The sequence below is a fragment of the Halorubrum lipolyticum DSM 21995 genome, from assembly GCF_000337375.1.
Taxonomy (GTDB): Archaea; Halobacteriota; Halobacteria; order Halobacteriales; family Haloferacaceae; genus Halorubrum; species Halorubrum lipolyticum.
Map to the genome: position 1 here is coordinate 55,513 of NZ_AOJG01000012.1, position 26,085 is coordinate 81,597.

The following is a 26,085-nucleotide window of genomic DNA, read 5'->3' on the forward strand; positions in this document are numbered from 1 at the left end:
GGTTTCACCTACGGCCCCGGCCACCCGAAGGTATGAACAAACGCGGTCACGTCCTCAACGCCTTACTTCTCGCGCTCGGACTCGGCTTCGTCATCGAGCCCGGGCTCGACATGGCCACGGCGCGGACCACCGCCCAGATCACCGTCCCGATCGTGTTGGGCGCGCTGTTCCCCGACGTCGACACGGCCTTCGGCCGTCACCGGAAGACGCTCCACAGCCTCCCGGTGTTGGGGATCTTCCTCGCGTACCCGATCGTGTTCGGCAACCTCCAGTACGTCTGGATCGGCGTGTTGACCCACTACGTCCTCGACGTGGTCGGGAGCCGCCGCGGCATCGCGCTGTTCCACCCGCTCTCCGACACCGAGTACGGGATGCCGACCGGCGTGACGACGAGCAGCAAGTACGCGGACCTCGTCACCGTGGTCGTCACCGCCGTCGAACTCGCGGTCTTCTGGGCGATTCACACCTACGTCGTGACCCTCGATCTGGACCTCTCCGCGGCCGCCTCGGAGGCGGCGGCCGGGCTCGGAATCTGACCGGTACAGCGCGTCGGGAGAACTGAGACGGCGACCGCGACCTAGTTCGGCCGGTAGTCGGAGAGCGTCCCGGAGTAGACGCTCACGTCGTTGAACCGTCCCTCGTAGGCGACGTTGCTCGGGAGGGTCGGCTCGTCGCCCGAGAGGAACTGCCGGTCGAGCTTCTCCCACGTGTTCTCGTACGCGAGGTGGGCGAACTCCACGAGCCCGCGGAGCTGGTGGCCGGCGCCGCCCCGGTGGACCACGCTTCGGGGGCGCGCCTCGCGGAAGGCGTCGACGACCGCGTCGACGCCGTCCAGATCGCCGTCGAACTCGGTCCACGCCTCGCCGACGGTGCCGGAGAGGTGGGCGTACGACGATCCGAACCCCGGCTGGTCGGTGGCCTCGGCGATCCGGCGGGTCCGGGCGTTCTGGTGCGGGAGGAGCTTCGTGTTGTACGTCTCGACCGCGTCGATTCGGGCGCCGTGAGCCGCGATCTCCGGACGGGTGAGCGAGATGGTCGCGAACCCCGGATGCGGCGCGAGCACGGCCGCGTCCTGCCGGTCCGCCTCTGCCATCGCCGCCTCGAAGGTGATGTAGTCGGGGACGGGCTCGTCCAGGCCGAGAACGAGGATGTGTCGCCGGTTCCCCCAGTCGCCGGTGAACACCTCGCGCGCGGGGACCACGGTGAGATCGTCGTCGGAGAACCGGGCCGCGCGCTCCCGGATCGTCGGCAGGCGAGTGAAATGCGGGGCGTACACGAGCGCGTCGATCCCCCGTTCCTTCGCGAGGGCCACGACGTCGTCGTCGAGCACCTTGACGTGGGCGTCGACGCGCGTTCTCGATCGAGTCACAGAGGTGGGTTCTTCGTGCCCGAGCAAAGGCGTATCGTTCGACCGCGAAGCGTCCGTCGGCTCGCCGCGAACCGACCGTCCGGTCCCGGTCGACCCCGCGACGCGAGAGGCGACCGCCGGGGGAAACCGTTAATCCCTCGGGGCGGGGACGGGATGGTATGCCCCGCTGGACGTGCGGTATCGACGGCTGCGACGCCGGCTTCGACGACGTGGAGTCGGCCATCGTCCATCAGACGAACGGCCACCAGCGCCACGAGTGCAAGGTGTGCGGCACGATCGTCCCGGACGGCTACTTCGCTATCCGACACGCGTTCGACGAGCACACCCGCGCCGAGTTCGTGCGCGCGTACGACGCCGACTCCGCGGCGGTCCGCCGCCGCGAGGAGATCAAACGCGAGATCGAGCGCGAGGCGGACCTGCAGCGCGTCGTCGATCAGCTGGACCGAAGTCCCTGACCGGGTCTTCTCCCCTCAGAGCACCCGCTTTCCGAACGCGCTCGCGGCCAGCTCCGTCGCGAGCTCCGCGGTCTCGTTGTGCTGGTCCAGCGTCGGGTTCACCTCGACGAGCTCCATCGAGCGGACGGCGTCGCTCTCGGCGACGACCTCCATCGCGCTGTGGGCCTCCCGGTAGGTGACGCCGCCGCGCACGGGGGTCCCGACGCCGGGCGCCTCCTTGGGGTCGAGCCAGTCGAGGTCGAGGCTGACGTGAACGCCGTCGACGCCCGCCGCCGCCTCGGCCATCGCCTCCTCCGCCACGTCCGTGATCCCGCGCTCGTCGATGTCGGACATCGTGTACGCCGCGAACCCGTGGTCGCGGATCACCTCGACCTCCGCGTCGTCGACGGAGCGGAGCCCGACCAAGGCGACGTTCTCCGGGTCGAGCCCTGGCGCCACCGCCCAGTCCGAGTCCGCGAACTCGCCGAGCCCGAGCGCGGCCGCCAGCGGCATCCCGTGGACGTTCCCGGAGGGCGTCGTCGCGGGCGTGTTGAGGTCGGCGTGGGCGTCGAACCACACCGCGCCGATCTCCGCGTCGCGCGCGGACCCGACGAGCGAGCCGATGGCGATCGAGTGGTCACCGCCGAGCGCGAGCGGCACGTCGCCCGCGGCGAGCGTCTCGCCGACCTCGTCCGCGAGCCGGCGGCAGACGTCGGCCGTCTCGCGGAGGAACTTCGCGTCCCCGTCGCGCGGGGCCTCCGCGTCCGGGTCGCGCTCCTCGGCGCGGGGGACCGCGAGGTCGCCGGCGTCGACGGTCTCGACGTCCGCGCCCGCGAGCTGGTCGGCCAGCCCCGCGTAGCGGATCGCTGACGGTCCCATGTCGACGCCGCGTCGGTTCGCCCCGTAGTCGGTCGGCGCGCCGATGATCCTGACGGTGGTCATGTGGGAGAGAGCGCCGCGGCGACGCTTGAATGGTGCGGATCCCCGTCGCGCCGCGGAGAGATCGCCGAGGGTTTTCACGGTCGGCCGCCAACGGACGGCTATGAGCGGATCCGAGGGCGACGACGCTCCGACCGACATCGAACCGATCGGCGCCATGATCGCCGTCGCGTTCACCGGCGCCGTGATCGGGCTCGTCGGCGCCGGGCTCGCCTTCTTCGTCGGCGACCTCGGTCTGGCGCTGATCGGCGTCGGCGCGGTCGTGGCGCTCTCCAGCCCGATCGCGTACGTTCGCCTCCGTCGCCTCCGCCGATCCTGAGAATCCACACGATCATTTATAACGGGCTTCCATCGCATTTAAGCAGGGTCGCCATCTATTCGCGTCTATGTCATCGATCGAGCTCACGTCGAGTCAGAAAAGCATCCTCACGGCCCTCATCAACCTGTACGGGGAACAGGAAGACGCCGTCAAAGGCGAGGCGATCGCCGAGGAGGTCGACCGCAACCCGGGGACGATCCGCAACCAGATGCAGAGTCTGAAAGCACTCCAGCTGGTCGAGGGCGTACCCGGGCCGAAAGGGGGGTACAAGCCGACCTCGAACGCGTACGAGGCCCTCGACATCCAGCGGATGGACGAGCCCGCGGACGTTCCGATCTTCCACGAGGGCGAGGAGGTCACGGGCGTTAACGTCGACGGCATCGACCTCTCCAGCGTCCACCACCCCGAGCTCTGCCGCGCCGAGATCCACGTCCAGGGCTCCGTCCGGAAGTTCCACGAGGGCGACTCAGTCACCGTCGGTCCGACGCCGCTCTCGAAGCTCGTCATCGACGGGACCGTCGACGGCAAAGACGACACCGCGAACATCCTCATCCTCCGTATCGACGACATGCGCGCGCCCGACGAGCCCGCCGAGCACTGACGGTACCGGTCTGCGTTTCTCTCTTCGCGACCCCGCCAACACCTCGAGCGAAGCCGCTCACCCTCCGCGATTGACTCCGTTGTGGTCGTCGAAACCGCCCCAGTCGCCGAAACCGCCCCAGTCGCCGAAACCGCCGCTCTCGAGCCGGACATCTCGTCGCCGAAAAACCGGTCTTCGCGTCGGTTCTCGCTTTCGCCGCGCTTACATGTCGCCGAACGCGCTCACGCCGCGTCCGGTCGAGGAGACCTTCGCGATCCACCGCACCGCGATGGACTTCTTCAGGAGCTTCGCCGGGGTGCCGCCGAACGTCTTGATCGGCATGCCCATCACGTCGTGAGCGACCGCCTCCTCGCCGATCGAGATGACGGTCCCCTTGTCCTTGTGCTCCCACGACTGGAGGGGCGCACCGCGTGCGGCGCGTGCGAGGTTCTCGCCGGCGACCTCGGCGGCCTGCCAGGCGGCCTGCGCGGTCGGCGGCGCCACGTCGTCGTCGCCCTGCTCGACGAGCGCGGTGTCGCCGATTGCGAACACGCGGTCGTCGCTGGTGGTGAAGTCGGAGGCGGCGTGGACGCGGTGCGACCGCTCGTCCTTCTCGACCTCGACGTTCTCGATCTCGGGCTGGCCCGTGATGCCGCCGGTCCAGATCAACACGTCGTGCGCGAGCTCCTCGGGCTCCTCGTCCTCGCCGCCGCCGAGGTAGACCGCGTCCTCGTCGGCCTTCGAGATGAAGTCGCCGGTGAGGATCTCAACGTCGGCGTCCTCCAGCCGCTGGCGGAGCGCGCCCTGGAGCTGCGGATCGTTCCCGGGGAAGACCTCGTCGAGGCCCTCGACGAGCGTGATCTCTATCGGGGCGCGGTGTTTATCGCGGTACTCCGCGATCTCGCCCGCGGTCTGGATGCCGGAGAGGCCGGCGCCGCCGACGATGACCTCGACGGGCTCCGAGCGAGTCGCCTCGGCCGCGGCCGACCGCACGTCCTCGTGGATCGCCTTCGCGTCGTCGAGGCTCTTGAGCTGGTGGGCGTTCTCCTCGAGCCCCTCGATGCCGAAGAAGGCGGTCGTGGAGCCGACGCCGAGCAGGAGGTAGTCGTAGTCGACGGTCGTCCCGTCGTCGGTCTCGACGACGCGCTCGTCCGTGTCGACGTCGACGACGCGGCCCTGTACGAAGTCGGATTCGGGCGATTTGATCTCGTCGACCGGGATGGTGATCTTCTCGGCGACCGCGGGGTTGCGGATCGCGCGGTGGACCTCGTGGAGAACGAGGTGGTAGTCGTGCTCCGAAATCCACGTGAGCTCGGCCTCGCCGTCGCCGACCTCGTCCTCGAACGCCTTCACCGCCCCTGCCCCGGCGTAGCCGGAACCGACGACGACGACCTGTGTAGTCATGCGTGTCGTTCCGCGGTCCGGGGGTAAAGTCGCTTTGGAACGTCGCTGAACTGGCGAACGGTCGGAAGACGAGCCGTCGCCCTACAGCGAGAGCCCGGCGTGCCAGCGGTCGGCGCCCGCCTCGCGCTTGACCTCGTCCATCCGCGCGAGGAGCTTCACGGCGAGGCTCGCGGTCTCGGCCGCCCGTGACTCGCCCTCGGTGCGGAACTCGCCGGTGACCCGGTTCGCGTAGACGGAGCAGACCGCGCCCGCGCGGAGCCCGTACACGCTCGCGATCGTGAGGATCGCCGACGCCTCCATCTCGATGTTCTTCACGTTCGCGTCCCGCAGCTCCGCGACCAACTCGTCGGAGCCGGCCGCCTCGAACCCCTCGAAGCCGGGGCGGCCCTGTCCCGCGTAGAAGGAGTCGGCGCTCATCGTCACGCCGGTGTGGTAGTCGTACCCGAGCCGCTCGGCGGCGGCGACGAGCGCGGAAACCACCTCGCCGTCGGCGGCCGCCGGGTAGTCCTCGCGGACGTACTCGTCGCTGGTCCCCTCCTGTCGGACCGCGCCGGTCGTGATCACCAGGTCGCCCACGTCCATCCCCGGCTGGATCGCGCCGCAGGAGCCGACCCGGATGAACGTGTCGACGTCGGCCCTGGCGAGCTCCTCGACCGCGATTGCGGCCGACGGCGAGCCGATCCCGGTCGAGGTCACGGAGATCGGCGCGCCGTCGTAGGTGCCGGTCGCGGTGCGGTACTCGCGGTGGCGCGCGACCTCCTCGTGGCCGTCCCACAGCGCCGTGATCTTGTCCACGCGCTCGGGGTTACCGGGGAGGAGCACGGCGTCCGCGACGTCGTCGGAGCCGACCTCGACGTGGTACCCCACCTCGTCGTTCGGGTCCTCGCTCCGGTCGCTCTTGTCGGTCATGTCTCCGCCCTTCGGTGAGCCGTTTAAAAGTAGTTCCGTCTCGGTCGCTCGGTGCGCTCGTCCGTTTTTAAATTTCGCGCGCGTCGTCGAGGGTCCCCTCCGAGATGGTGTTCGGAAGCAGTTCGCCGAGCGTGTACTCGCTGGTCTCGCCGTCGCCCTCGTCGCAGACGACGAGGAGGTCGTCGGCCGCGAACTCCGCGAGCGTCTGCCGGCACATCCCGCAGGGCGTGACGCCGTCGCGGACGCCCGAGGTGACGGCAATCCGGTCGAACTCGCGGTGGCCGTTCTTCACCGCTTCAGCGAACGCGACCTCCTCAGCGTGGAGGCTGTTGGAGTAGTTCGCGTTCTCGATGTTACAGCCGGTGTAGACGGTGCCGTCGGCGGTCCGGAGCGCGGCGCCGACGCGGTACTCGGAGTACGGGACGTGCGCGTCGTCGAGCGCGTCGCGCGCGGCCTCGATCAGGTCCATACCGGGGTGTCGGTCGGCGGGGCGTTAAGCGGTCGGATCCGGATCACGGCGGCGACCGGCGGAGACGCCGCGGGAGCCGCGGCAGGTGCGACCCGCCGATCTCGATCACGCCGAGCCGGTGAGCCGCCAGGTACACGCCGAGCGCGACGAGGAACGTCGCCGGCGCGTACGCGAGGTGCCAGCCGAGGGTCTCCGCGAGCGGCGTGCCGCCGACGAGCGCTTGGTCCCCGATTCGGTCGAGGATCGCCAACACCGGCGGGTGCGCGACGTAGACGCCGACCGCGTAGCTCCCCCACGCGGGGAGGTGCGTCGACGCGCCGAGGCCGGGGCGGGACAGGAGGTACAAGAAGAGCGAGACCGCGAACGCCGCCGTGCCGACGGTGAACGACGGCGCGTACACCCCGGTCGCGACCGACGCGCCGCCGAGCGCGTACCCCACCGCGTAGCGCTCGACGACGTGGAGGATCCCGAATCCGACCGTGGCGGCGAGGAGCGTCCCCGACCGTCCGGAGCCCCCGCGCCACCCGCGGGCGGCGATGGCGTGGCCGACGCTCACGTAGAAGAACCCGAAGAAGAGCCCGTCGCGGACGTCGACCGGAAGGTCGACGAGTCCGGCGTACTCCGGGCCGAGGAGCCCGACCGCGTGGAGCGCGAACGCGACCGGGAGCACGAGGTCGCTCCGGCCGAGCGCGGCGAACCCGGCGACGAGCCCGAGCCCGACGGCCAGCGCCGGGATGAACCAGAGGATCTCCGAGACCGAGGTCCCGTAGTAGAGGAGATCGACCGGTGAGGCGCTCTCGACCAGCCGTCCGCCGACGCTCCGGGTGACGGACTCACCGGCGGCGGCCGCCTCCAGCGCGGTCCCGGCGAGGAAGACGGGGAGCGTCAGCGCGATCCCGAACGCGTACAGCTCCGCGAGCGACCGCGCCCGCGAGCGGAAGTACGCCAGCGGGTCGCGGTCGAGCGTCTTGCGCGCGAAGAAGTAGCCCGACGCCAGGAAGAAGAACGGAACGGCGACGCGGGCGGTCGTCTCGAGCAGGAAGTTGACCGCGTTGCCGGACGCGCCGACCCCTTCGAAGGGGTTCGTGTGGATGACGACGACCAGCGCGACCGCGACGATCCGCATCGCGTCCACGCTGTGGATCCGTGATCCCATTTACGCCGCGTACGGGGTGCGACTCGATGTCTCTTCCGGATCTCCGTCGATCGGTCCGCGGGAGCCCGACCGCCCTCGTCCGCTACCGTCCCGTGTCGTACTTGTACGTCGCCGACTCGGGGTCGATCCCGAAGTCCTCGGGCGACTCGCTCGCGTCGTCGGCGGCGTCGGCCGGCTCGGCCGCCTTGAACGCCTCGCGGAACCGGTCGGGCATCTCGAAGTCGCCGACGGCCAGCCGCAGGCCGACCACGCCCCCGCCGAGGAACTCGCGCTTCTCCGCGAGCCGGTCCGAGAGCGCCTCGGGGAGGTCGTCGGTGTCGACCGCGTCGAAGCCGAACTGGGTCAGGTACTCGGGCTGGTCGGTGAGCACGTACACCGTCTCGAACCCGTTCGCGGCCGCGGTGTCGACGAGGCGCTCGACGACGTGCCCACCCACGCCCCGGCCGCGCCACTCGGGGAGCACGCCGATCCCGGTGAGCTCGATCCGATTCTCCGCGTCCTCGTCGTCGCTCCGATGCAGGCGGAGCCGACCGAACCCCGCTCGGTCGCCCGACTCCTCGTCGACCGCGATCACGTAGTCCCGCGACCGGAAGGCGACGTCGTCGAGCCCCAGCTGCTCGATCGCGTCCAGTAACCACGCCTCGTCACGGTTCTTGGCGTCGCGGACATACATGGATACACGTACGCGGGGCGACGTAAAAACGGTTCCCCGCGGGGCGTCGGCGTCGACCGCTAGTTAAATGCCCTGTCCCATCAGGTGGCTGCGTAACACGTCCGGCGTCTTGAGCCCGGCGTCGCTGTTCACGAGGACGACCGTCTCCGTTCCGTCGAAGAACCCCTCCTCCGCGAGCGCCCAGGCGCCGGCGGGCGCGGCGCCGCCGGTGGCGCCCATCTCCATGACCTCGTTCTGCGCGACCGCGACCGCGCTCGCGAGGATGTCCTCGTCCTCGACGCCGACCGCCGTCCCGCCGCTCTCCGTCACCGCCTCGACCGCGGCCGCGCCGCCCGCGGGGTCCGCGATCTCCAGCTCGCCGCAGATCGTGTCGGGCGTCGACCACGGCTCCGGCTCGTCGAGGCCGCGCTCCACCGCCGCCGCGATCGGCGCGCAGCCCGCGGCCTGCGCCGCGACGACCTTCGGCACGGCGTCGATCGCGCCGACGCGCTCCAGCTCCGCGAACCCCTTATAAACCCCGGCGACGACCTCGCCGGAGCCGGTCGGCACGACCACGACGTCGGGCGCCGCGTCGAGATCGGCGACCAGCTCGAACGCGAGCGTCTTCACGCCGTCGTGGCGGTACGGCGTCGCGAACTCCCCGAGGTCGGTGTACTCCGTCTCCAGTTGCTCGTCGACCGCGTCGGCCGCGTCGGGGAAGCGCCCGCCGACCACGCGCATGTCGCCGCCGTGGACGTTCGTCATCGCCTTGTTCGAGAACGCGCACCGCGAGGGGACGAAGGAGTACGAGCGCAGGTCGGCCCGGCCCGCGTACGCCGCCATCGACTGCCCGGCGTTGCCCGGGCTCGCGCACGCGAGCGGCTCCACGTCGGCCCCCTCGTCGGCCCGCGCCGCGACCGCCGTGAGCGCGACCGAGAGCCCGCGGTCGAGCACGGTGCCCGTCGGGTTGCGGCCCTCGTCCTTGACGTACACCGCGTCGACGTCGAGCTCGTCGGCGAGCCGCTCCGTCGGGACGAGGGGGGTGGCGCCCTCGCCAGCGGAAATGGCCGCGTCGGCCGGGAACGGGAGCAGCGCGTCGAAGCGCCAGTGGCCGCGGCCCGTTCCCGCGGGGCCGTCCCGCGGCGACCCCAGCAGCGTCTCGGGGTCGACCGCGTCGTAGTCGTAGGCGGGGTCGAGTCCCCGCGCCTGCTCCTCGGCCGACACGGTCGTCGGGTCGGCCGTCTCGTGGACGCGACCCGACGCGCGACTCTGCAGCCCGCGGAACGCCGTCGTCGTCTCCGTCGACTCCATACCGGCCCTTTCGGCGGCGGCGACTAATCGCTTCCCTCTCGGCGGTGGACCGCAATCGGAATCACACCCCAGCCGTGCGGTGGCGCGCGCCTGTGAGCGCCCGACAGGGCGCGAACAGCCCGTGCGAGGGAGTCGCGAACGAAGTGAGCGACGAGGTTGGGGAGGTGTGAGGTGCGGTCGCGGTGCGGTCGGGTGGGACTCAAAGGGGCAGCCGGCGAGGACGAAGGCGCGCGACGTAAGGACCGCAGGAACGAGCATTGCGAGTGACGAGGACCGCAACGAGCGCACCGAGTCCTCGCCGGCTGGGGCTTTGGAGGCCTTCACCGCAAAGGGATCAGTCACGTATCCGTCAGCGACCGCTTATAAACCCGCAACTCGATCACAGACGTATGAACGGAGACGTCACCGTTATCGGCGGCGGGCTCGCGGGGCTCGTCGCGGCGACCCGACTCGCCGAGGCGGGCGCGGACGTGACGCTGTACGAGCGACGGCCCGAGGTCGGCGGCCGCGTCCGCACCGAGACCGTCGACGGGTTCACGCTCGACCGCGGCTTCCAGGTGCTGTTCACGAGCTACCCGGCGGTCGCGAGCGAACTCGACGCCGACGCCCTCGACGTCCGACGCTTCGCGCCCGGCGCGACGATCTGCCGGCCGGGGTCGCGCTCGGTCCTCTCGGATCCCCTCCGCGACCCCCGTGGGGCGATTCCCTCGCTGTTGAACGACGAGGTCTCGTTCTCCGACAAGCTCCGAACGCTCGCGCTCCGGTACGACCTCTCGAAGCGCGACGAGGGCGACTTCTTCGCCGGATCGGACACGTCAATCCGCGAGTACCTTTATAAATGGGGATTCGCCGACGACTACGTCGAGAACTTCGTCGAGCCCTTCTACGGCGGGATCACCCTCGACCGGGGCCTCTCGACCTCGAAGCAGGTGTTCGAGTACACCTTCCGCGCGATGGGCCGCGGCGCCATCGGCGTCCCCGCCGAGGGAATGCGCGCGATCCCCGAGGCGCTCGCCGCCCGCGCACGGGAGGCCGGCGTCGAGATAGCGACCGGCGAGGACGTGGAGTCGATCCGGACCGCGGGGCAGGGTCGGATCCCGTTCCGGACCGGGAGCGGCGACGCAGAGGGCGCGACCGTCGAGCTCGCGGACGGCTCGACGCGCGAGACCGACGCGGTCGTGGTCGCGACGACCCCGCCGGAGGCCCGACGGCTCACCGGCGTCGAGTCGATTCCCACCCAGGGCGTTCCGAACGTGACCGGCTGGTACACGCTCCCCGCGGGCGAGTCGTTCGAGACCGGGAAACGGATCCTGCTCAACGCCGCCGAGGAGTCGCCGAACGCGGTGGTTCCGATGTCGGAGGTCGCGCCCGAGTACGCCCCCGACGACCGCGCCCTCCTCGCGGCGACGTTCCTCGGCGAGAAGTCCCTCGACCGCCCCGCGAACGCCCTCCGCGACGACGTCCGGGACGCCCTCGAGGCGTGGTACCCCGAGCGCGACTTCTCCGGGCTGGAGACCGTGGCCACCCATCGGATCCGGTTCGCGCAGTTCGCCCAGCCGCCGGGCGTCCACGCCGACCTCCCCGACCCCGACGATCCCGAGGGCCCGGTCGTCCTCGCCGGCGACTACACGGAGTGGTCGTCGATCCAGGGCGCCTTAGAGAGCGGGCGGAGGGCGGCAGCGGCGGCCGGCGACTATTTATAAATCCCGGAGCGACGCCACCCAACCCTACTCCTCCCGCAGGAACGACTCCTCCCCGTGCTCGTCGACCGCCGCGAGCAGTTCGTCGCGCTGGCGTCGGACCTCGGGCGGGAGCTCGGCGTAGGCGTGGTCGAACATGTCGCTCGGGTCGGGTTCGATCGACTCCGCGAAGTCGATCGCGTCGGCGACGACCTCGTCGGCCTCCTCGCGGATCGCCGCGACGCCCTCGTCGTCGATCCGGTCGGTCTCCCGCAGGAACGCCTCCATGCGGTCGAGCGGGTCGAGCGCGCGCCACGGCTCCACGTCGTCGGGGTCGCGGTAGGCGGTCGGGTCGTCGGCGGTCGTGTGCGCGCCGAACCGGTACTCGACGAACTCGATCAGGGCCGGGCGGGGAGGATCCCCGCCGGCCGGGTCGTCGTCGCTCTCCGACCCGCCCCCGCCGACCCGCGCCCGCTCGGCCGCCTCCCGGGTGACCGCGTAGCTCGCGAGGGGGTCCATCCCGTCGACGCGAACGCCGTCGAAGCCGTAGGCGGACGCCTTCCCCGCGAAGGTGTCGCTCGCGGTCTGCCGCGACTCGGGGATCGAGATCGCCCACCCGTTGTTGTGACAGCAGAACAGGGTCGGGGTGTCGAAGACGCCCGCGAAGTTCATCGCCTCGTGGAAGTCGCCCTCGCTGGTCGCGCCGTCGCCGAAGTGCACGGCGACGACCCGGTCCTCGTCCCGGTAGTCGAACGCCCACGCGGCCCCCACCGCGTGCGGGAGGTGCGCCGCGATCCCGATGTTGAGGGGAAAGACGTTACCCTCGGCGATCGCCTCGGTCCCGGACTCGTGACCCGTCCAGTAGGGGAGGTACTCCGAGAGGAGGTCGCGGACGACGACCGCGCCGTGTTCGCGGTACTGGTAGCTGATCAGGTCCCGGTCCGCGAGCGCGTGGGTCGAGCCGACCGCCGAGCCCTCCTGGCCCGCGCAGGGCGCGTACGTCCCGATACGGCCCTGTCGCTGGAGGCTGACCGCGCGCTCGTCGAAGCGGCGGGTGATCACCAGGTCGCGGTAGATCGCACGGAACCGCTCGTCCGACAGGTCCGGGACCGTCGCGTCCGGCAGGGGACTGCCGTCCGGGCCGAGCACGCGGTAGAGATCCTCGTCGGCGAGGGGATCGGTCCCGGAGTCGGGGGCGTCAGCACGGTCGACGGTGTCGGCGCCGTCGGTGCCGTTCTCGTTCATGCGGATCGGTGTGCGCGCCGGTCACAAGGAGGTAGCGGTCGCGGCGGCGTCCGACCGCGCTCGGCTCCGCCGGCGGAGGAAGGCGATCGGGGGGCCGATCAGCGCTCCGGCGACCGTCGCCAGCCCGATCACGAGAGTGACAATGAGCGGGGTCGGGTCCGCGACGAGCAGGTCGACGCCCCAGACGACGAGGAACCACGCGGTCCAACAGAGGCCGGTTGCGAGCGCCGTGAGCGCCCCGTACGCGACTCCCGCTCGGTACGTGTACGCCCCGCGACGCTCGACGAGCAGCCACCAGAGCCCGCCGCCGACGGGGAGCGCCGGCGCCGCGAGGAGGGGCACCGGGAACGACGCCGGGAGGCCGACCACCTCGGCGAAGACGCGCAGGACGGTCGACAGCAGGCGCGCCGTGACCGCACCGCACCCGAAGGCGTAGGCGCCGGCGTAAAGCGACCACCGCCGCGAGGGGCCGGACGCGGGCGGGTCGGAACCGTCCATACTCGGCGGTCGTGAACGGATAATAAAGGCCTTCCCGTGGGTGAAGCGCCGATTTGAGTCTCCCTCGCGACGGCGCCACCTCGCGGGGATCATCCCGGTCAGCGTGCCCGACGAGGGCGCCCGGTCGCTCGTGAGGAATCGATTCGGGGGAGTCGCCGCGGGGAACCGACCCCGCTCACTCGACCGCGAGCTCCAGCTCGAACGGGTACGCCCCGTGCTCGTCCGGCGTCTGATCCGGGACGCCCCACGAGATATGGAACAGCCCACGAGCCGCGTACGTGTCCGCGGGGAGGTCCTCGGGGACCGCGTACGTCGCGGCGATTTCCTCCCGCGCGTCGAGCGACTCCAGCGCCTCACTGTCGGGACGACTCGGCTGCGGTCCGTCGACGCCGTCGGTTTCGACGACGCTCAACGGCCACCGCTCACCCTCGTGGAGCACCCAGAGGGCGCTCGGCAGCGCGCCCCGGCTCGTGAACGTGTACGGCCCCTCGGCGTCGCCGTCGGCGCTCCCCGGCGCCGGCGCGACCGAGAGCGTGAACTCGCGTTCCGCGGTTTCGCTCGCCGCGGCCGACACCGACACCGGGAGCCGGTCGTACCGCGACTCGCCGACGATGATACGGTACACGGTGTCGTCGATCCGGTAGTACGGCGGCTCGTCGCGCTCCGCGGCGAACTCCTCGTAGGCGTCCGGCACGTCGTCGGCGAAGAGCTGACTGCGATCGTCGCCCGGCAGCGCCGGCCTCCGGTGGGGCGACGCCAGCGCGCGCTCGAAGAGCGCGACCACCTCGTCGTCGAGCGCCGACTCGTCGACGACCGGCCGGTCCCACATGTCCGCCGCGGTCAGCTCGCGCGCCGTGATCGCGTACGGCGGGTCCTCGTTCTCGACGCCCGTCCGGATCCGGGACACGCCGCGTCCGTCCTCCAAGTAGTCGTACTCGTCGAGGAACGCGGCGACGGGGTCCGGGAGGACGCACCGGCGGTACTCCCCGCGCGCCACGTTCGGGCCGTAGGCAGTCAGCGCGTCGACGAACGTCTCGACCGCCGACGGGTCGAGGTCCTCGCGCTGCCTCGCCTCGCGCAGGACTCGGTCCTCGTCGTATCCCTCCGCTTCCTCGTCGACGAGGGCTGCGGTGAACGTCGGGAGCGTCGGGTCGAACGCGTAGCGCGTCCCGTCCAGTTCGACGTACGGCTTCAGCTTGCCCCGGTCGTACGCGCGGAACTCGTCGACCGCGGCCAGCAGCGCGTCGCTCGGGTCGTCCGTCTCGAACCGCCCGTCGCGCGCCTCGGCGAGCGGCTCGCGCAGCGCGTCCGGAATCTCGGACTCGGGGACGACGTGCTCCGGATCGATCCCCCGACTCGGCGACGGTTCGTACGCGGTGACGACGTGCGGAACCCTCCGGAGCTCGACGTCGAGAGACGCCGTCGTCTCGTCGCCGTCGCTCGATCGCTCGCCGTCGCTCGATCGCTCGCCGTCGGTCTCCGTCGTCCCGTCGTCGGTCCCGTTCGTCGCCGGAGCCGTGTCAGCGCCGTCGCCGACGCATCCCGAACCCGCGACGACGGACCCGCCGATCGCGGAGAGGAGGGCCCTGCGATCCATACTCGGACGTTCGAAACGATCAGTAAAAATCTTCTGCGAGCTGTGCCGGGTTTCGACGGCGGACTCCCCACTCAGGGCGTGATCACGGCGCGCCCGTCGATCTCGCCGTGTTCGAGCTTCTCCGCGACCGCGTTCACGTCGCCGAGGTCGTAGCGGCTGGTGTGGAGGTCCACGTCGCCCTGTTCGACGAGCGCGACGAGCTCCTGCAGCTCCGCGTACCGGCCGACGATGTTCCCGACGAAGGAGAACTCGCCGTTCACCAGCGCCTGCGCCGGCTCGTGGACGTGTCCGCCGTAGCCGATGATGTGGTGGTCGCCGCCGGCGGCGGTGATGTCGGGCGCGTACGCCGTGGTGACGTCCTCGCCGACGAAGTCGAGCACCTGCGCGGCCCCCTTTCCGTCGGTGATCCCGTCGAGCTCCTCCCGCACGTCGGCCTCGCTCGGGTTTACCAGGTGGTCGGCGCCGTAGCCGTCGGCGAGGTCCAAGGCGGATTCCTTCAAATCGATCGCCGTGATCCGGGCCGCGCTCATGGCGTTCAGACACTGCAGCCCGATGTGGCCTAACCCGCCGACGCCGATGACGACCGCGTGGTCGCCGGGGTCGAGGTCGGCGACCGCCTTCTTCGCGGCGTGGTACGCCGTGATCCCGGCGTCGGCGTGCGGGGCGATGTCGATCGGCTCGACGCCGGCCGGCAGCGGGATCACCGAGCGCTCGCTGGTGTGGAGGTACTCGGCGAAGCCGCCGTCGGTGGTGAGCCCGTTGAACGCGTCGTTCTCGCAGTACATCGTCTCGCCGAGCCGGCAGGGACGGCAGGTGCCGCAGGTCTGGACCGGGTGACAGATCACCGGGTCGCCCTCCGAGACGAGGTCCACGTCTTCGCCCGTCTCGACGACGGTTCCCGCGTTCTCGTGACCTAGTGTCATGGGGAGCTCCTGCGGGACGTACTCCTCCCACATCCCCTCGATGATGTGGTTGTCCGTCTGGCACCACCCCGCGCCCTCGACCTCGACGACCACGTCGCTCGCCCCGGTCGCGTGGGGTCGGTCGACCTCGTCGATCGCGAGCCCCTCCGTCATGTCGTCGGTGTACTCGTGGAGTCTGGCTGCTTGCATGTGCGATCAGGTGTCACGGGGACGGGAAATAAACGTTCACCGCGAAGCGGGTTCGCGAACGCCGCGGTCCTCCTCGTCGACGTGGTTGCGTGCGGTCGCGTACGCCTCGCGGACGCGGCGGAACGCCTCCTCGTCGCCGCCCTGATCGGGGTGGGTCTCCTTGACGCGCTCGCGGTAGGCGCGTTTCACCTCGGCGGCGTCGGCGTCGGTCGCCACGTCGAGCTCGGCGAAGGCGGCGGCGACGGGGTCGTGTCCGCCCGCGCCGACGGCTCGGCCGGCCCCGCGTGCGGCTCGACCGGCCCCGGCGACGCGTCGCCAACGCCTCTCGGACCGTCCGCCTCGCTCGGATCGGCCGCCCGTCGCGGACCGTCCGCCGGTCGCCCACTCGGGTTCCGTCACGTCGAAGGGGAGGCGTCGGCCGAGCCCGCGGCCGGGCATCTCGTGTTCACAGAGGACGGTGTAGACGCCCTCGCCCTCCAGTCTGAAGTAGTCGTGCGCGTCGAACGTGATGGCGACCTCGCGCTCGGGGAGGTAGAAGGGAACCGCCACGTCGCCGACCGCGTGGTCCTCGCGGAACCGCTCGCCGATCGCCCGCAGGTACTCGCCGATCTCCCGTCGGCGTCGCTCGTCGACCGCCGTTCCGGAGGCGGCGCGGTCAGCGCCGGTACCCCCGGGACCGGAGCCCCCTCGCCCTCCGGCGCCGCCGCTCGGGACCGGGCCCACGTAACGGTCCCCGAGGTAGAAGGCGAGCGCGACGAGCCCCGAGGCGACGGCGCCGAGCGCGAGCCCTAACGCGACCCAGGGCGGCAGGAGACTGACGATCTCGACGACCACGCCCGCAGTTACGGCTCCGAGCGTATCAACCTCTCGGCGGGTGCGGCAGGCGGTCGGAAAAAGCGGCGTCGCGCCGACGCGTCAGATCATTCCCTTCGCTTCGAGCCCGTCCATGATGTCGTCGACGAGCGCCTCGGGCGTGTCGTAGGGGAACTCCTGTTCGCTGCCGAGCTTCGCGGCCAGCTCCATCGCGGTGAGGCTCACGTCGCCGGCCTCGAACTTCGTGCCCGGTCCGTTCGGGAGCGCGGGGACGAGGTCCATCTGGTTCTCGACGGGGAAGTCGGCGCCGCCGAAGGCCTCTAAGAACTGTTCGCGGAGTTCCGCTTTCACGTCTGTCATACATCCACGTCCCGAGAGGGACCGCAAAAGCGTTGCGGAACAACGCTAAACTAATTGAGGGTTTTAAACGGGTGAGCGGTCGGGCCGAAACCCGGGCGCGCGTTCCGGAACCTGCGGAACTTTGTCGATGGGGTCGCGAGGAGAGGTATGTCGTTCGAGTTCGACTATGACCTGCTCCGCGAGTTGACCGAGGCCCGAGGCGTCCCGGGGTACGAGGACGAGGTCCGCGAGATCGTCCGTCGCGAGTTCGCCGACCGCGCCGACCGCGTCCGCACCGACGCGATGGGCAACGTCGTCGCCACGATCGAGGGCGACTCCGACTACTCGGTCGCCGTCGCGGCCCACATGGACGAGATCGGCTTCATGGTCCGACACGTCACCGACGAGGGGTTCGTCCAGGTGGACTCGCTCGGCGGGTTCGACGCCCGCGTGCTGCGCGCCCAGCGCGTCACCGTCCACGGCGAGGAGGACCTCACCGGCGTGATCGGCTCCGTGCCGCCGCACACGCTCACGGAGGAACAGCGGGAGAAAGACGACGAGGTGAAAGACGTCTTCATCGACCTCGGCCGCGACGCCGAGGACGTCGAGGAGCTGGTCGGCGTCGGCGACCTGGTCACCCTCGACCAGACGACGACCCGCATGGGCGACCGGATCACCGGGAAGGCGCTCGACGACCGGATCTGCCTGTTCGCGACGCTCGAGGCCGCCGAGCGGATCGACGAACCCGACGTGACGATCCACTTCGCGGCGACCGTCCAAGAGGAGGTCGGCCTTCGCGGGGCGCAGGCGCTCGGCGTCGACATCGATCCGGACCTCGCCGTTGCCCTCGACGTCACCGTCGCCAACGACGTGCCGCAGATCGGCGAGCCGGCCGACGCTGTGACCGAGCTGGGAGCGGGGACCGCGATCAAGCTGAAGGACTCCTCGGTGATCACCAGTCCGAAGGTCCACAAGCGGCTCACCGCAGTCGCCGAGGAGGAGGGGATCGAGCACCAGCACGAGGTGTTGCCCGCGGGCGGTACCGACACCGCCGGGTTCCAGAACACCGCGGGCGCGAAACCCGTCGGCGCCGTCTCGATCCCGACGCGGTACCTCCACACGGTCACCGAGACCGCCGACGGCGACGACGTGGCCGCGACGATCGACCTGCTGACGGCCTTCCTGGAGTCGGAGACCGGCGAACACGACTACACTTTATAAATAGTATATAAAAAGAGGGTGTCAGACCGCGGCGCCGCACCGCCGTCGACGCCTCACCGCTCGTCGACGGGCACGAACTCCGAGTCCTTTGGCCCGGTGTACCGGGCGCGCGGGCGGATGAGGCGGTTGTCCTCCTGGTACTCGACGACGTGGGCGATCCAGCCGCCGGCGCGGCTCATCGCGAAGATGGGGGTGTACATGTCGACCGGGATCCCCAGCGAGTCGTAGACGGAGCCGGAGTAGAAGTCCACGTTCGGGGCGATCCCCTTGTCCAGCAGCCCCTGTTCGGTGAGGTACTCCTCGATCGCGGTGGTGTAGTCGAGCCACTTCGTGTCGCCCGACGACTCCGAGAGGTCGCGCAGCTTCTCTTCGAGGATATTCGCGCGGGGATCTTTCACCTTGTACACGCGGTGGCCGAAGCCGGGGATGCGTCGGCCCTCGTCGCGGGCGTCTTTCACCCACTGCACGGGGTCCTTATCCGAGGCGTCGACCTCCTGAAGCACCTCCATCACGTCCTGGTTCGCGCCGCCGTGGAGCGGGCCGGAGAGCGCGCCGATCCCGCCGGTGACGCCGGAGTACACGTCGGCCATCGTCGAGCCGATCACTATCGCGGTGAACGTCGAGGCGTTGAACCCGTGGTCGGCGTGGAGCGTCAGCGCCATGTCGAACGTCTCCGCGCTCACCTCGTCGGGCTCGGTCCCGGTGAGCATGTAGAGGAAGTTCGCGGCGTGCGAGAGGTCCGGGTCGGGCGCGACCGGGTCCTCGCCCTGCCGGGCGCGCTCGAACGCCGCGAGGATCGTCGGGATCTTCGCCGTGATCCGGCGGCCCTTCCGGAGCGTCGCGTCGAGGTCCGCGGGGTCCGCGTCCCCCTCGGGCTCGTACGCCGACAGCATGGAGACCGCGGTCCGCAGCGCGGCCATCGGGCGTTCGCCGGCGTCGGCGAGCGCCTGAACGGTGTCGAGCACGTCATCGTCGACGGCGCGCTCGGCGGCCAGGTCCGCGGCGAAGGCGTCGAGTTCCTCGCGCGTCGGCAACGAGCCGTGCCACAGGAGGTATACCACCTCCTCGTAGCTCGCGCCGCGAGCGAGGTCCTCGATGTCGTAGCCACGGTACACGAGCCTGCCGACCTCGCCGTCGACGTAGCTCAGATCCGACTCCGCGACGAGGACGCCTTCGAGCCCGCGCTTTAACTCGTCTGACATGCAGTGACGTTCCGACCACCGCCAAAAAAGCGTTATCTTTCAGGAGGAATACGCACGACGATCGTCGAACCGGTCCGCGTCGGACGACGGCGCTTCGGTCGTCGGATTTGCGACACGTGCGGGGACGGACCGTCGCGATATCGCCCGAGACCGGTGCGGAAACCCGACGATCAGCGAGTCGGGGCCGGCGATCGGCGGTTCGGCGCGGCGATCAGCGAGCCGGCACGACCGTCACCGTGCGCTTCCGGTCGATCGCGTCCTCCAGCTCCTCGGCGATCGCGGAGCCGCGGGAGACCTGCACTTCGCCGCCGCGGCCGACGGTGGCGGTGAAGAGGTACTCGCCGTCCGCGCGCACCTCGACCGTCTCGCCGACGCCGGCGTCGACGTCGATGACGACGTGCCGAGAGGTGATCTCGGGGGTCACGACGGTGCCGCGCTCCTCGCCGACCTGCCCGCCCCGGCCGCCGCCCTGTCCCTTCGAGCCGCCCCCGCCGCCGGATCCGCCCCCGCGACCGCCGGGCTTCTCGTCGTGGGTGCGGACGTCGATCTCGATCCCGAGGCGGTTCTCGATGTCGCTGATGCGGCCGCCGCCCTTGCCGATGACGGTGCCGATGTCGCCCTCGGAGACGTACACGATCGCCTGGTCGTTCCCCTCGAGCTCGACGTCGACGTGGCCGTGCGCGACCGACTTGATCTCGCGTTCGATCTCCTGTTTCGCGATCCGACCGACGCCCGTCTCGCTCTCGGCCTCGCCGCCCTCGTCGTTCAGGGGGACCGTGACGACCTGCCGGTTGAACGTGTAGATCTCGTACTCCGGGCGGCCCGTCTCGAAGTTCGACACCTGGATGACCGGACGCGCGAGGTCCTCGGCGGTGAGCCCGGCGGGCACCTTCACCTCCGTCGTCACGTCGTACACCGTGTGGACCTCCCCGGCCTCGATGTAGACGACGGTGTCGACGATCTGCGGGATCATCCCGAGCTCGACCCGGCCGACGAGCCGCTGGAGCGCGTCGATGGCGCGGGAGGCGTGGACGACGCCGACCATCCCGACGCCGGCCATCCGCATGTCCGAGAACACCTCGAAGTCGTTCGTCTTCCGGACCTCGTCGTAGATGGTGTAGTCGGGGCGAACCAGGAGGAGGGAGTCGGCCGTGTTCTCCATCTCGCCGCCGAGCGCGCCGTACTGGGTGATCTCCGGACCGACCTGGAGGTCGCGCGGCTTCTCCATCGTCTTGACCGCGTAGTCGTTGTCGTTGAGGAACTCCGCGACCGCCTGCGCGAACGTCGACTTGCCGGCCCCGGGCGACCCGGAGATGAGCACGCCGCGCTTCCGCTCTTTGAAGCGCTCGCGGAGCTCGTCGGCGAACTCGTAGTCGTCGAGCGTCGTCTTCGCGATGGGACGGACGGCCGTGATCTCTATCCCGTCGGCGAACGGGGGGCGCGCGACCGCGATCCGGTAGTTCCGGAACTGGACGATGTCCATCCCGTCGTCGGAGAGCTCGATGAACCCCTCGTTGGACTGCCGCGCGAGGTCGACGACCGCTGTCGCCCACTCGTCCATCTGCGCCTCGCTCGTCTCCTCGTCGTCGATGACCTCGTACCGCATCTCGCCGAGGGCCCCGCGCTTCGCCTTCGGCTTCGTCCCCGTCTTGAGGTGGACCGACATCGTCTCGTCCGTGAAGAACTGCTGGATCGGCAGCTCGTCGACGACGCCGCGGGCGACCGGCTCGACGTACTCGACGTCGATCCCCTTCGCGCGGGCGACCTCCGCCTGCACGACGTCGCTGGAGAGGAGCGTGGCGTCGCGGTCGTCGGCGACCTCGCGGATCAGCGCGTCCACGTCGCCCTCGTGGGCGCGCGATCGGGCGTCGCCGTCGGCGCGCTCGCCGACGTACTCCAGCTCGATCGTCCCCTCGTCGGCGTAGTCGGCGAGCCGCTTGAGCTCGCTCAGTCCGTCCCATCCCGACTCCAGCCCGTCGTTCGCCTGCGACTCCAGCTCGCCGACGACGGCCTCCGGGACGAGCACCGTCGCCGCCGCGTAGGTCCCGTCCTCGACGCGTTCGGACACGCGGCCGTCGACGACCGCACTGGTGTCCGGTACTACGTTCATACGGAGCGTCCGGGCGGGAACCGTATAAGCGTGTTCGACCCGGGCGGCGCCGAAGTCGGGCGGGGAATCGCCGGTCGCGCCGTCGGCGAACCCGGGTCAGTCGCCGGCCGCGGCGACCGACTCCCGCTCGGCTTTCAGTCGCCGGGCGTACGTCGCGAAGTTGTCGAACAGCGGCTTCGCCTCGCAGGCGGCGTCGTAGGCCTCGGGGGTGATCTCGGCCAGCACCGAATCGACGCGGGCGTCGCCGAGGCGCTCGCGTTTCCCCTCGGTGACCTCCCGCGCCGTCTCGAGGTCGTACTCCGGGTGGAACTGCACGCCCCAACAGTGGCCGTCGCGGAACGCGTGGACGCCGCGGTCGTTCTCGGCGAGCAGGGTCGCGCTCGGCGGGAGCTCGACGACCGCGTCGCCGTGGGTCGTGAAGACGGTGAACGCCTCGTCGATCCCCGCGAACAGCTCGTCGCCGCCGCGGTGGCGGACCTCGTTGTACCCGATCTCGAACCCGTCCATCCCGGCGACGCGCCCGCCGAGCGCCTCGGCGACCACCTGGTGGCCGTAACAGACGCCGAGCACCGGGAGCCCGGCCTCCGCGGCCTCGGCGACGTAGTCGATGAGCGGCGGGATCCACTCATCGTCCCAGTAGACGGACGAGCGCGACCCGGTGACCACGACGCCGTCGAACTCGGTGTGGTCGGGGAGGTGGCCGTCGCTGGCCGAGAACTCGACGAGGTCGGCGTCGAGCTCGCGCCGGAAGTTCCGCCGGGTGTTCGCGCCGTCGTGGGCGGCGTTCAGCAGAGCGAACCGGAGCCGTGTCATTGGAGGTTCCGACGCGCGACGGGGCAAAAACGGTTGCGACGGCGCGAAGCGCTACCGCCGTCGGGGAGCGGCGAGTTCGGTCGGCCGGCTTCCGTTCACTCCGGGAAGGGGTCCGCGGCGTGTTCCGCGAGCCAGCCGACGAGGGCGTCGTTGACCGCGGCCGACGCCTCGACGCCGACGAGGTGGCGCGCGCCCTCAACCGCGTGGAGCTCGCCGCGCGGAAGTCCCTCCGCGAGCGTCTCGGCCGCCGTCACCGGACACGCGGTGTCGTCGGTTCCGTGGACGACGAGGGTCGGCGTCGTGAGCTCGTACAGCCGGTCCGAGAGGTCGAACCCGTCGACGGCCGCGCGGTGGGCCTCGAACGTCTCGCGGCCGGCGTCCTCGGCGAGGCGCCACTCCGCGATCCGCGAGAGTGCGTCGGGGTGGTTCCCCCGGAACGACTCCGAGAGGAGTCCGTTCAGCGACCCCTCCACCGCCGCCGGGGTCGACGGGTCGGCCCACACGCCGTCGGGGTTGTAGGCGTCGCCCGCGGGCGGCGTGCCGACGACCGAGAGGCTCGCCGGGCGCGACGAGGCGAGCGCGTACGCGAGCGCGACCATCCCGCCGAGGCCGTACCCGACGAGGTGGGCGTTCCGGATCCCCTCCGCGGCACACACGGCGTCCACGTCGCTCGCGAGCGCTTCGACCGTATACGGCCCGGGCGGCGCGTCGGACCGGCCGACGCCGCGCGTCTCCGGCGTGATGACCGTGTGCGGGCCGGCGAGCGCGGCGTGTTGCCAGCCGAACTGCCAGGCGCCGAGCCCCACGTCGCCGCAGAACACGACCGCCTCGTCGGGGTCGCCGGCGTCGGGGGCGTCCGTCTCGTACCGGATCTCGACGCCGGCGTTGTTCGCGTGGGGCATAAAAACCGGGTGAGAGTGAGCTCAGGCCTCCTGGAGACTGCGGAGCACGTCAGGCGCCGCGTCGAGCGCGTCGTCGAGCGCGTCCGCGTCCGGGCCGCCCCCCTGCGCGAAGTCCGGGGGACCGCCGCCGCCGCCGCCGACGCGGCCGGCGAGCTCCGAGACGACCTGCCCGGCGTTCACGTCGACGCCGTCGGGGACGCCGACCACGAAGCTCGCGGAGCCGTCCGCCCCGCTGCCGACGACCGCGACCTTCCCGTCGTCGACGTGGGCGTTCGCGGTCGCGCGAAGCTCGTCGGCGTCGCCGTCGAGCCGCTGGATCACCGCGGTCACGCCGTCGACGTCGACCTCCTCTGCGTCGGCGCCGCCGGAGGCGCGCGCCGCCGCGAGCTCCTCTTTGAGCGACTCGACCTCCTTGCCGCGCGCCTTCCACTCCTCGAAGAACCGCTCCGCGGTCTCGGGCACGTCGAGCGGGTCGACGTCGAGCGCCTCGGCGGCGTCGTACAGCGCGTCCTCCGTGCGCTGGGTCGCCTCGATCGCCGCGCCGCCGGCGGCGAACACGATCCGCTCGACGCCGTCCTGGACGGGCTCCGTCTTTAACACCTTCACCGCGCCGATCTCGCCGGTCCGGTCGATGTGGGTACCGGCACAGGCCTGCACGTCGGCGTCGCCGACGTGGATCAGGCGGATGTTGGTTCCCGGCGGGACGCCGCCCTGATACAGGTCGAACCCGTGCTCGGCCTCCGCCTCGTTGCGGTCGGGCCACTCCTGGCGCACCGGCACGTCGTCGCGGACGAGCTCGTTGGCCACCCGTTCGATCTCTTTGACCTGATCGCGAGAGATCCGATCGAAGTGACGGACGTCGAGCCGGGAGGAGTCGATCCCCTTCTGTGCGCCCGCCTGCCGGACGTGATCGCCGAGCACTTCGCGGGCCGCGTGGCCGATCAGGTGGGTCGCGGTGTGGTGCGCGCGGAGCCGGTCGCGACGGTCGCCGTCGACCTGTCCCTTGACGAACTCTCCCTTCCCGGGGTCGGCGTCCGTCCGGTGGAGCACGACGCCGTTCGTCTCCTGTACGTCGACCACGTCGACGGTGGTCTCGCCGGCGGTGAGCTGGCCGCGGTCGGCCGGCTGACCGCCGCCCTCCGGGTAGAACATCGTCTGGTCCAACACCACGTCGTACCCCTCCTCGCGCTCGAACACGTCGAGGACGACCGCCTCGAACTCGGTGCGTCCCTGATCGTCGTAGAACAGCTTCTCCGTCTCGGGGAGGTCGCCGAGCCGGTCGTCGCGGTCCGCGGCCGCCTCGTCGCCGTCCTCCTCCTCGTGGCGGTCGGCGACGAGCGCGTAGAAGTCGTCCGGTACGTCGACGGTCGCGCCGCGCTCGGCGGCGATGTCGGCGACCATGTCCGGCTGGATCCCGTGGGAGTCGTACAGCTCCAGGAGCGCCGCCGTCGGGATCGGTTCGCCCGTGCCGGCGTACTCGTCCGCGAGCGACTCCACCTTGCGGGAGCCGCGTTCGAGCGTCTTCCGGTACTTCCGCTCCTCGGTGCGGACGATCTCGCGGATCGTGTCGCGGTTCTCGTAGCCGAGCCGCTCGGCCTGCATGTCGACGAGCTCGTCGAGCGGGGCGTCGACGCCGACCTCGTCGACGAGCCGCTTCGTGCGCCGAAGCACCATCCGGGCGAGGTAGCCCGTCCCGACGTTCGAGGGGACGATCCCGTCGCCGAACATGTACGCGAGCGTCCGCGAGTGGTCGGCGATCGCGTAGATCGACTCGAGCGGCTCGACGAGCTCGCGGAGCCGGTCGACGTCGACGTCAAGCCGGTCGGCGATCTCGCCGCGAGCGGCCTCCACGTCGTCCACGTCGTCGATGTCGAGTCGGCCGGAGAGCTTCGCAGCGCGGTGGACGAGCTTCCGTTCCGCCTCCGTGTGTTCGATCCCCGCGTTCTCCTTGAGGAAGTCGATCGCCTCGGGGTAGACGGCCTCGTACACCGTCGCCGTCCCCTGACTCATCCACGTCCACCGCTCGAGCCCGTACCCGGTGTCGACGATGTACGTGTCCATGAACGAGTACGTGTGCCCGTCCTTCATCTCGTAGTCGCCGTCGGGGTCCCGCTCCATACACATGAAGACGAGCGTCGCCAGCTCGGCGCCTTTATAAATGACCTCGATCGCGGGGCCCGCGTTGCCGCCCCCGACCCACGGGTCCTCGATGTAGGTGATCTCCTCCAGATCCGCGCCGAGGCTCTCGAACAGCTCGTCGCAGTACTCGACGGTCTCGTCCTTCCAGTACACCTCGCCGTGGTAGGCGTACTCGTCCTCGTCGACCTCTTCGCGCGTATTGAACGCGTGGTGGGCCATCATCTCGAAGGCCATCGTGTGCCGGCCCGTCTTGCCGACGTTGTCGATGTCCTGCATCCGGATACAGGGCTGTGAGATGGTGAGGGGGTTCGCCGGCGGCGGGGTCTGACCGGAGGTGACGAGCGGTTGGAAGTCGTAGATCGACGCCTGCGTCAAGAGCACGTCGTCGCGCCAGCGGTTCGCCGCGACCGGGTACGGGTCGATCCGTTCGTGGTCGTGCTCCTCGAAGAAGGAGAGGAACGCCTCCCGCATCTCAGAGAGCGTGTGGGCCTCCGGGAAGCCCGGATCGTCGATGAAGCTGTAGTCCTCACAGGGCGGCTCGCCGCACAGTTCGCGGTCGGCATCGCGGGTCCAGAAGTGCGCGCCACAGGAGATACACTCCTTCCGCTCGAACCCCTCCTCTTCGAAGTAGTCGAGGCGGTACTCCGCTTCGAGATCGCTCATTACTGCAACGTGGCCCGTGTTCCTCCAAAAGGGTTCCGGGGTGCCTCGCGGCCCGCTTCGTACGCGTTCCGCGGCCTGTCCAGCGCTCCCTCCGGCCGGACCGCTCAACTCACTCCGGCCGGACCGTTCAACGCTCTCTCCGGTCGGATCGGCCGCGAATCCCTAGGGAACGGACGACGGAAGGAAAATTTATCCGCGCACCAGTCGTGT

General features: G+C 70.5%; 25 protein-coding genes. 6 read left to right on the forward strand and 19 right to left on the reverse strand.

Annotated elements, in window-relative coordinates:
- Positions 1–32 precede the first annotated feature (32 nt).
- Positions 33–536 carry a metal-dependent hydrolase gene (locus C469_RS04985; protein ID WP_008004406.1) on the forward strand — a complete coding sequence of 168 codons (504 nt, stop codon included), beginning with the start codon at positions 33–35 and terminating at the stop codon, positions 534–536.
- Positions 537–577: 41 nt separating this feature from the next.
- On the opposite strand, the gene C469_RS04990 is transcribed toward C469_RS04985, so the two are convergent.
- Positions 578–1,396, reverse strand: coding sequence for a PHP-associated domain-containing protein (locus C469_RS04990; protein ID WP_049911047.1), 819 nt, complete (start codon positions 1,394–1,396; stop codon positions 578–580).
- 131 nt (positions 1,397–1,527) lie between these two features.
- Here C469_RS04990 and C469_RS04995 point away from each other — a divergent pair, with 131 nt between their 5' ends.
- A complete protein-coding gene (locus C469_RS04995; RefSeq protein WP_008004411.1) occupies positions 1,528–1,824 on the forward strand; it encodes a DUF7565 family protein in 297 nt (98 codons plus the stop codon).
- A gap of 15 nt (positions 1,825–1,839) precedes the next feature.
- On the opposite strand, the gene rocF is transcribed toward C469_RS04995, so the two are convergent.
- On the reverse strand, positions 1,840–2,745 hold the full coding sequence (gene rocF, locus C469_RS05000; protein ID WP_008004413.1) for an arginase: 906 nt from the start codon (positions 2,743–2,745) through the stop codon (positions 1,840–1,842).
- A gap of 100 nt (positions 2,746–2,845) precedes the next feature.
- Between rocF and C469_RS05005 the strand changes: the two genes are divergently transcribed.
- Entirely contained in the window at positions 2,846–3,061 is a 216-nt protein-coding gene (locus C469_RS05005; RefSeq protein WP_008004415.1) for a hypothetical protein, read from the forward strand.
- Positions 3,062–3,128: 67 nt separating this feature from the next.
- Entirely contained in the window at positions 3,129–3,662 is a 534-nt protein-coding gene (locus C469_RS05010) for an Rrf2 family transcriptional regulator (protein WP_008004417.1), read from the forward strand.
- 201 nt (positions 3,663–3,863) lie between these two features.
- Here C469_RS05010 and C469_RS05015 read toward each other — a convergent pair whose 3' ends face one another.
- From C469_RS05015 to C469_RS05040, 6 genes are all read right to left on the reverse strand, one after another.
- Positions 3,864–5,045, reverse strand: coding sequence for an NAD(P)/FAD-dependent oxidoreductase (locus C469_RS05015; protein ID WP_008004419.1), 1,182 nt, complete (start codon positions 5,043–5,045; stop codon positions 3,864–3,866).
- A gap of 81 nt (positions 5,046–5,126) precedes the next feature.
- Complete coding sequence (locus C469_RS05020) at positions 5,127–5,954, reverse strand: nucleoside phosphorylase (protein WP_008004422.1); 828 nt, start codon at positions 5,952–5,954, stop codon at positions 5,127–5,129.
- Positions 5,955–6,021: 67 nt separating this feature from the next.
- Positions 6,022–6,423, reverse strand: coding sequence for a cytidine deaminase (gene cdd / locus C469_RS05025; protein ID WP_008004424.1), 402 nt, complete (start codon positions 6,421–6,423; stop codon positions 6,022–6,024).
- Positions 6,424–6,466: 43 nt separating this feature from the next.
- Positions 6,467–7,579 carry an acyltransferase family protein gene (locus tag C469_RS05030; RefSeq protein WP_008004426.1) on the reverse strand — a complete coding sequence of 371 codons (1,113 nt, stop codon included), beginning with the start codon at positions 7,577–7,579 and terminating at the stop codon, positions 6,467–6,469.
- Positions 7,580–7,661: 82 nt separating this feature from the next.
- The gene (locus C469_RS05035) at positions 7,662–8,252 is read right to left on the reverse strand and encodes a GNAT family N-acetyltransferase (RefSeq protein ID WP_008004428.1); all 591 of its coding nucleotides are present in this window, start codon (positions 8,250–8,252) and stop codon (positions 7,662–7,664) included.
- A gap of 63 nt (positions 8,253–8,315) precedes the next feature.
- Positions 8,316–9,542 carry a pyridoxal-phosphate dependent enzyme gene (locus tag C469_RS05040; RefSeq protein WP_008004429.1) on the reverse strand — a complete coding sequence of 409 codons (1,227 nt, stop codon included), beginning with the start codon at positions 9,540–9,542 and terminating at the stop codon, positions 8,316–8,318.
- Positions 9,543–9,931: 389 nt separating this feature from the next.
- On the opposite strand from C469_RS05040, the gene C469_RS05045 reads away from it, so the two are divergent.
- Positions 9,932–11,245 carry an NAD(P)/FAD-dependent oxidoreductase gene (locus C469_RS05045; protein ID WP_008004431.1) on the forward strand — a complete coding sequence of 438 codons (1,314 nt, stop codon included), beginning with the start codon at positions 9,932–9,934 and terminating at the stop codon, positions 11,243–11,245.
- Between the two features lie 24 nt (positions 11,246–11,269).
- Here the strand turns inward: C469_RS05045 and C469_RS05050 are convergent, their stop codons facing one another.
- The 6 genes from C469_RS05050 to C469_RS05075 form a co-directional block, all read right to left on the reverse strand.
- Positions 11,270–12,466, reverse strand: a complete 1,197-nt coding sequence (locus tag C469_RS05050; RefSeq protein ID WP_008004432.1) for a thiamine pyrophosphate-dependent dehydrogenase E1 component subunit alpha — start codon at positions 12,464–12,466, stop codon at positions 11,270–11,272.
- Between the two features lie 21 nt (positions 12,467–12,487).
- Positions 12,488–12,964: a hypothetical protein gene (locus C469_RS05055; protein ID WP_008004433.1), complete on the reverse strand. Its 477-nt coding sequence runs from the start codon at positions 12,962–12,964 to the stop codon at positions 12,488–12,490.
- A 175-nt stretch (positions 12,965–13,139) separates the two neighbouring features.
- Positions 13,140–14,561: a hypothetical protein gene (locus tag C469_RS05060; RefSeq protein WP_008004434.1), complete on the reverse strand. Its 1,422-nt coding sequence runs from the start codon at positions 14,559–14,561 to the stop codon at positions 13,140–13,142.
- A gap of 71 nt (positions 14,562–14,632) precedes the next feature.
- Entirely contained in the window at positions 14,633–15,673 is a 1,041-nt protein-coding gene (locus C469_RS05065; protein ID WP_008004435.1) for an NAD(P)-dependent alcohol dehydrogenase, read from the reverse strand.
- A gap of 36 nt (positions 15,674–15,709) precedes the next feature.
- Complete coding sequence (locus C469_RS05070; RefSeq protein ID WP_008004436.1) at positions 15,710–16,507, reverse strand: J domain-containing protein; 798 nt, start codon at positions 16,505–16,507, stop codon at positions 15,710–15,712.
- 81 nt (positions 16,508–16,588) lie between these two features.
- The gene (locus C469_RS05075; protein ID WP_008004437.1) at positions 16,589–16,846 is read right to left on the reverse strand and encodes an MTH865 family protein; all 258 of its coding nucleotides are present in this window, start codon (positions 16,844–16,846) and stop codon (positions 16,589–16,591) included.
- Positions 16,847–16,993: 147 nt separating this feature from the next.
- Between C469_RS05075 and C469_RS05080 the strand changes: the two genes are divergently transcribed.
- Complete coding sequence (locus C469_RS05080; protein WP_008004438.1) at positions 16,994–18,046, forward strand: M42 family metallopeptidase; 1,053 nt, start codon at positions 16,994–16,996, stop codon at positions 18,044–18,046.
- 53 nt (positions 18,047–18,099) lie between these two features.
- On the opposite strand, the gene citZ is transcribed toward C469_RS05080, so the two are convergent.
- From citZ to alaS, 5 genes are all read right to left on the reverse strand, one after another.
- Positions 18,100–19,248 carry a citrate synthase gene (gene citZ / locus C469_RS05085; RefSeq protein ID WP_008004439.1) on the reverse strand — a complete coding sequence of 383 codons (1,149 nt, stop codon included), beginning with the start codon at positions 19,246–19,248 and terminating at the stop codon, positions 18,100–18,102.
- A 211-nt stretch (positions 19,249–19,459) separates the two neighbouring features.
- A complete protein-coding gene (locus C469_RS05090) occupies positions 19,460–21,358 on the reverse strand; it encodes a PINc/VapC family ATPase (RefSeq protein WP_008004440.1) in 1,899 nt (632 codons plus the stop codon).
- 96 nt (positions 21,359–21,454) lie between these two features.
- Complete coding sequence (locus C469_RS05095; protein ID WP_008004441.1) at positions 21,455–22,171, reverse strand: type 1 glutamine amidotransferase; 717 nt, start codon at positions 22,169–22,171, stop codon at positions 21,455–21,457.
- Positions 22,172–22,266: 95 nt separating this feature from the next.
- Positions 22,267–23,073, reverse strand: coding sequence for an alpha/beta fold hydrolase (locus C469_RS05100; protein WP_008004442.1), 807 nt, complete (start codon positions 23,071–23,073; stop codon positions 22,267–22,269).
- 21 nt (positions 23,074–23,094) lie between these two features.
- Positions 23,095–25,875, reverse strand: a complete 2,781-nt coding sequence (alaS, locus tag C469_RS05105) for an alanine--tRNA ligase (RefSeq protein WP_008004444.1) — start codon at positions 25,873–25,875, stop codon at positions 23,095–23,097.
- Between the last annotated feature and the right edge of the window lie 210 nt (positions 25,876–26,085).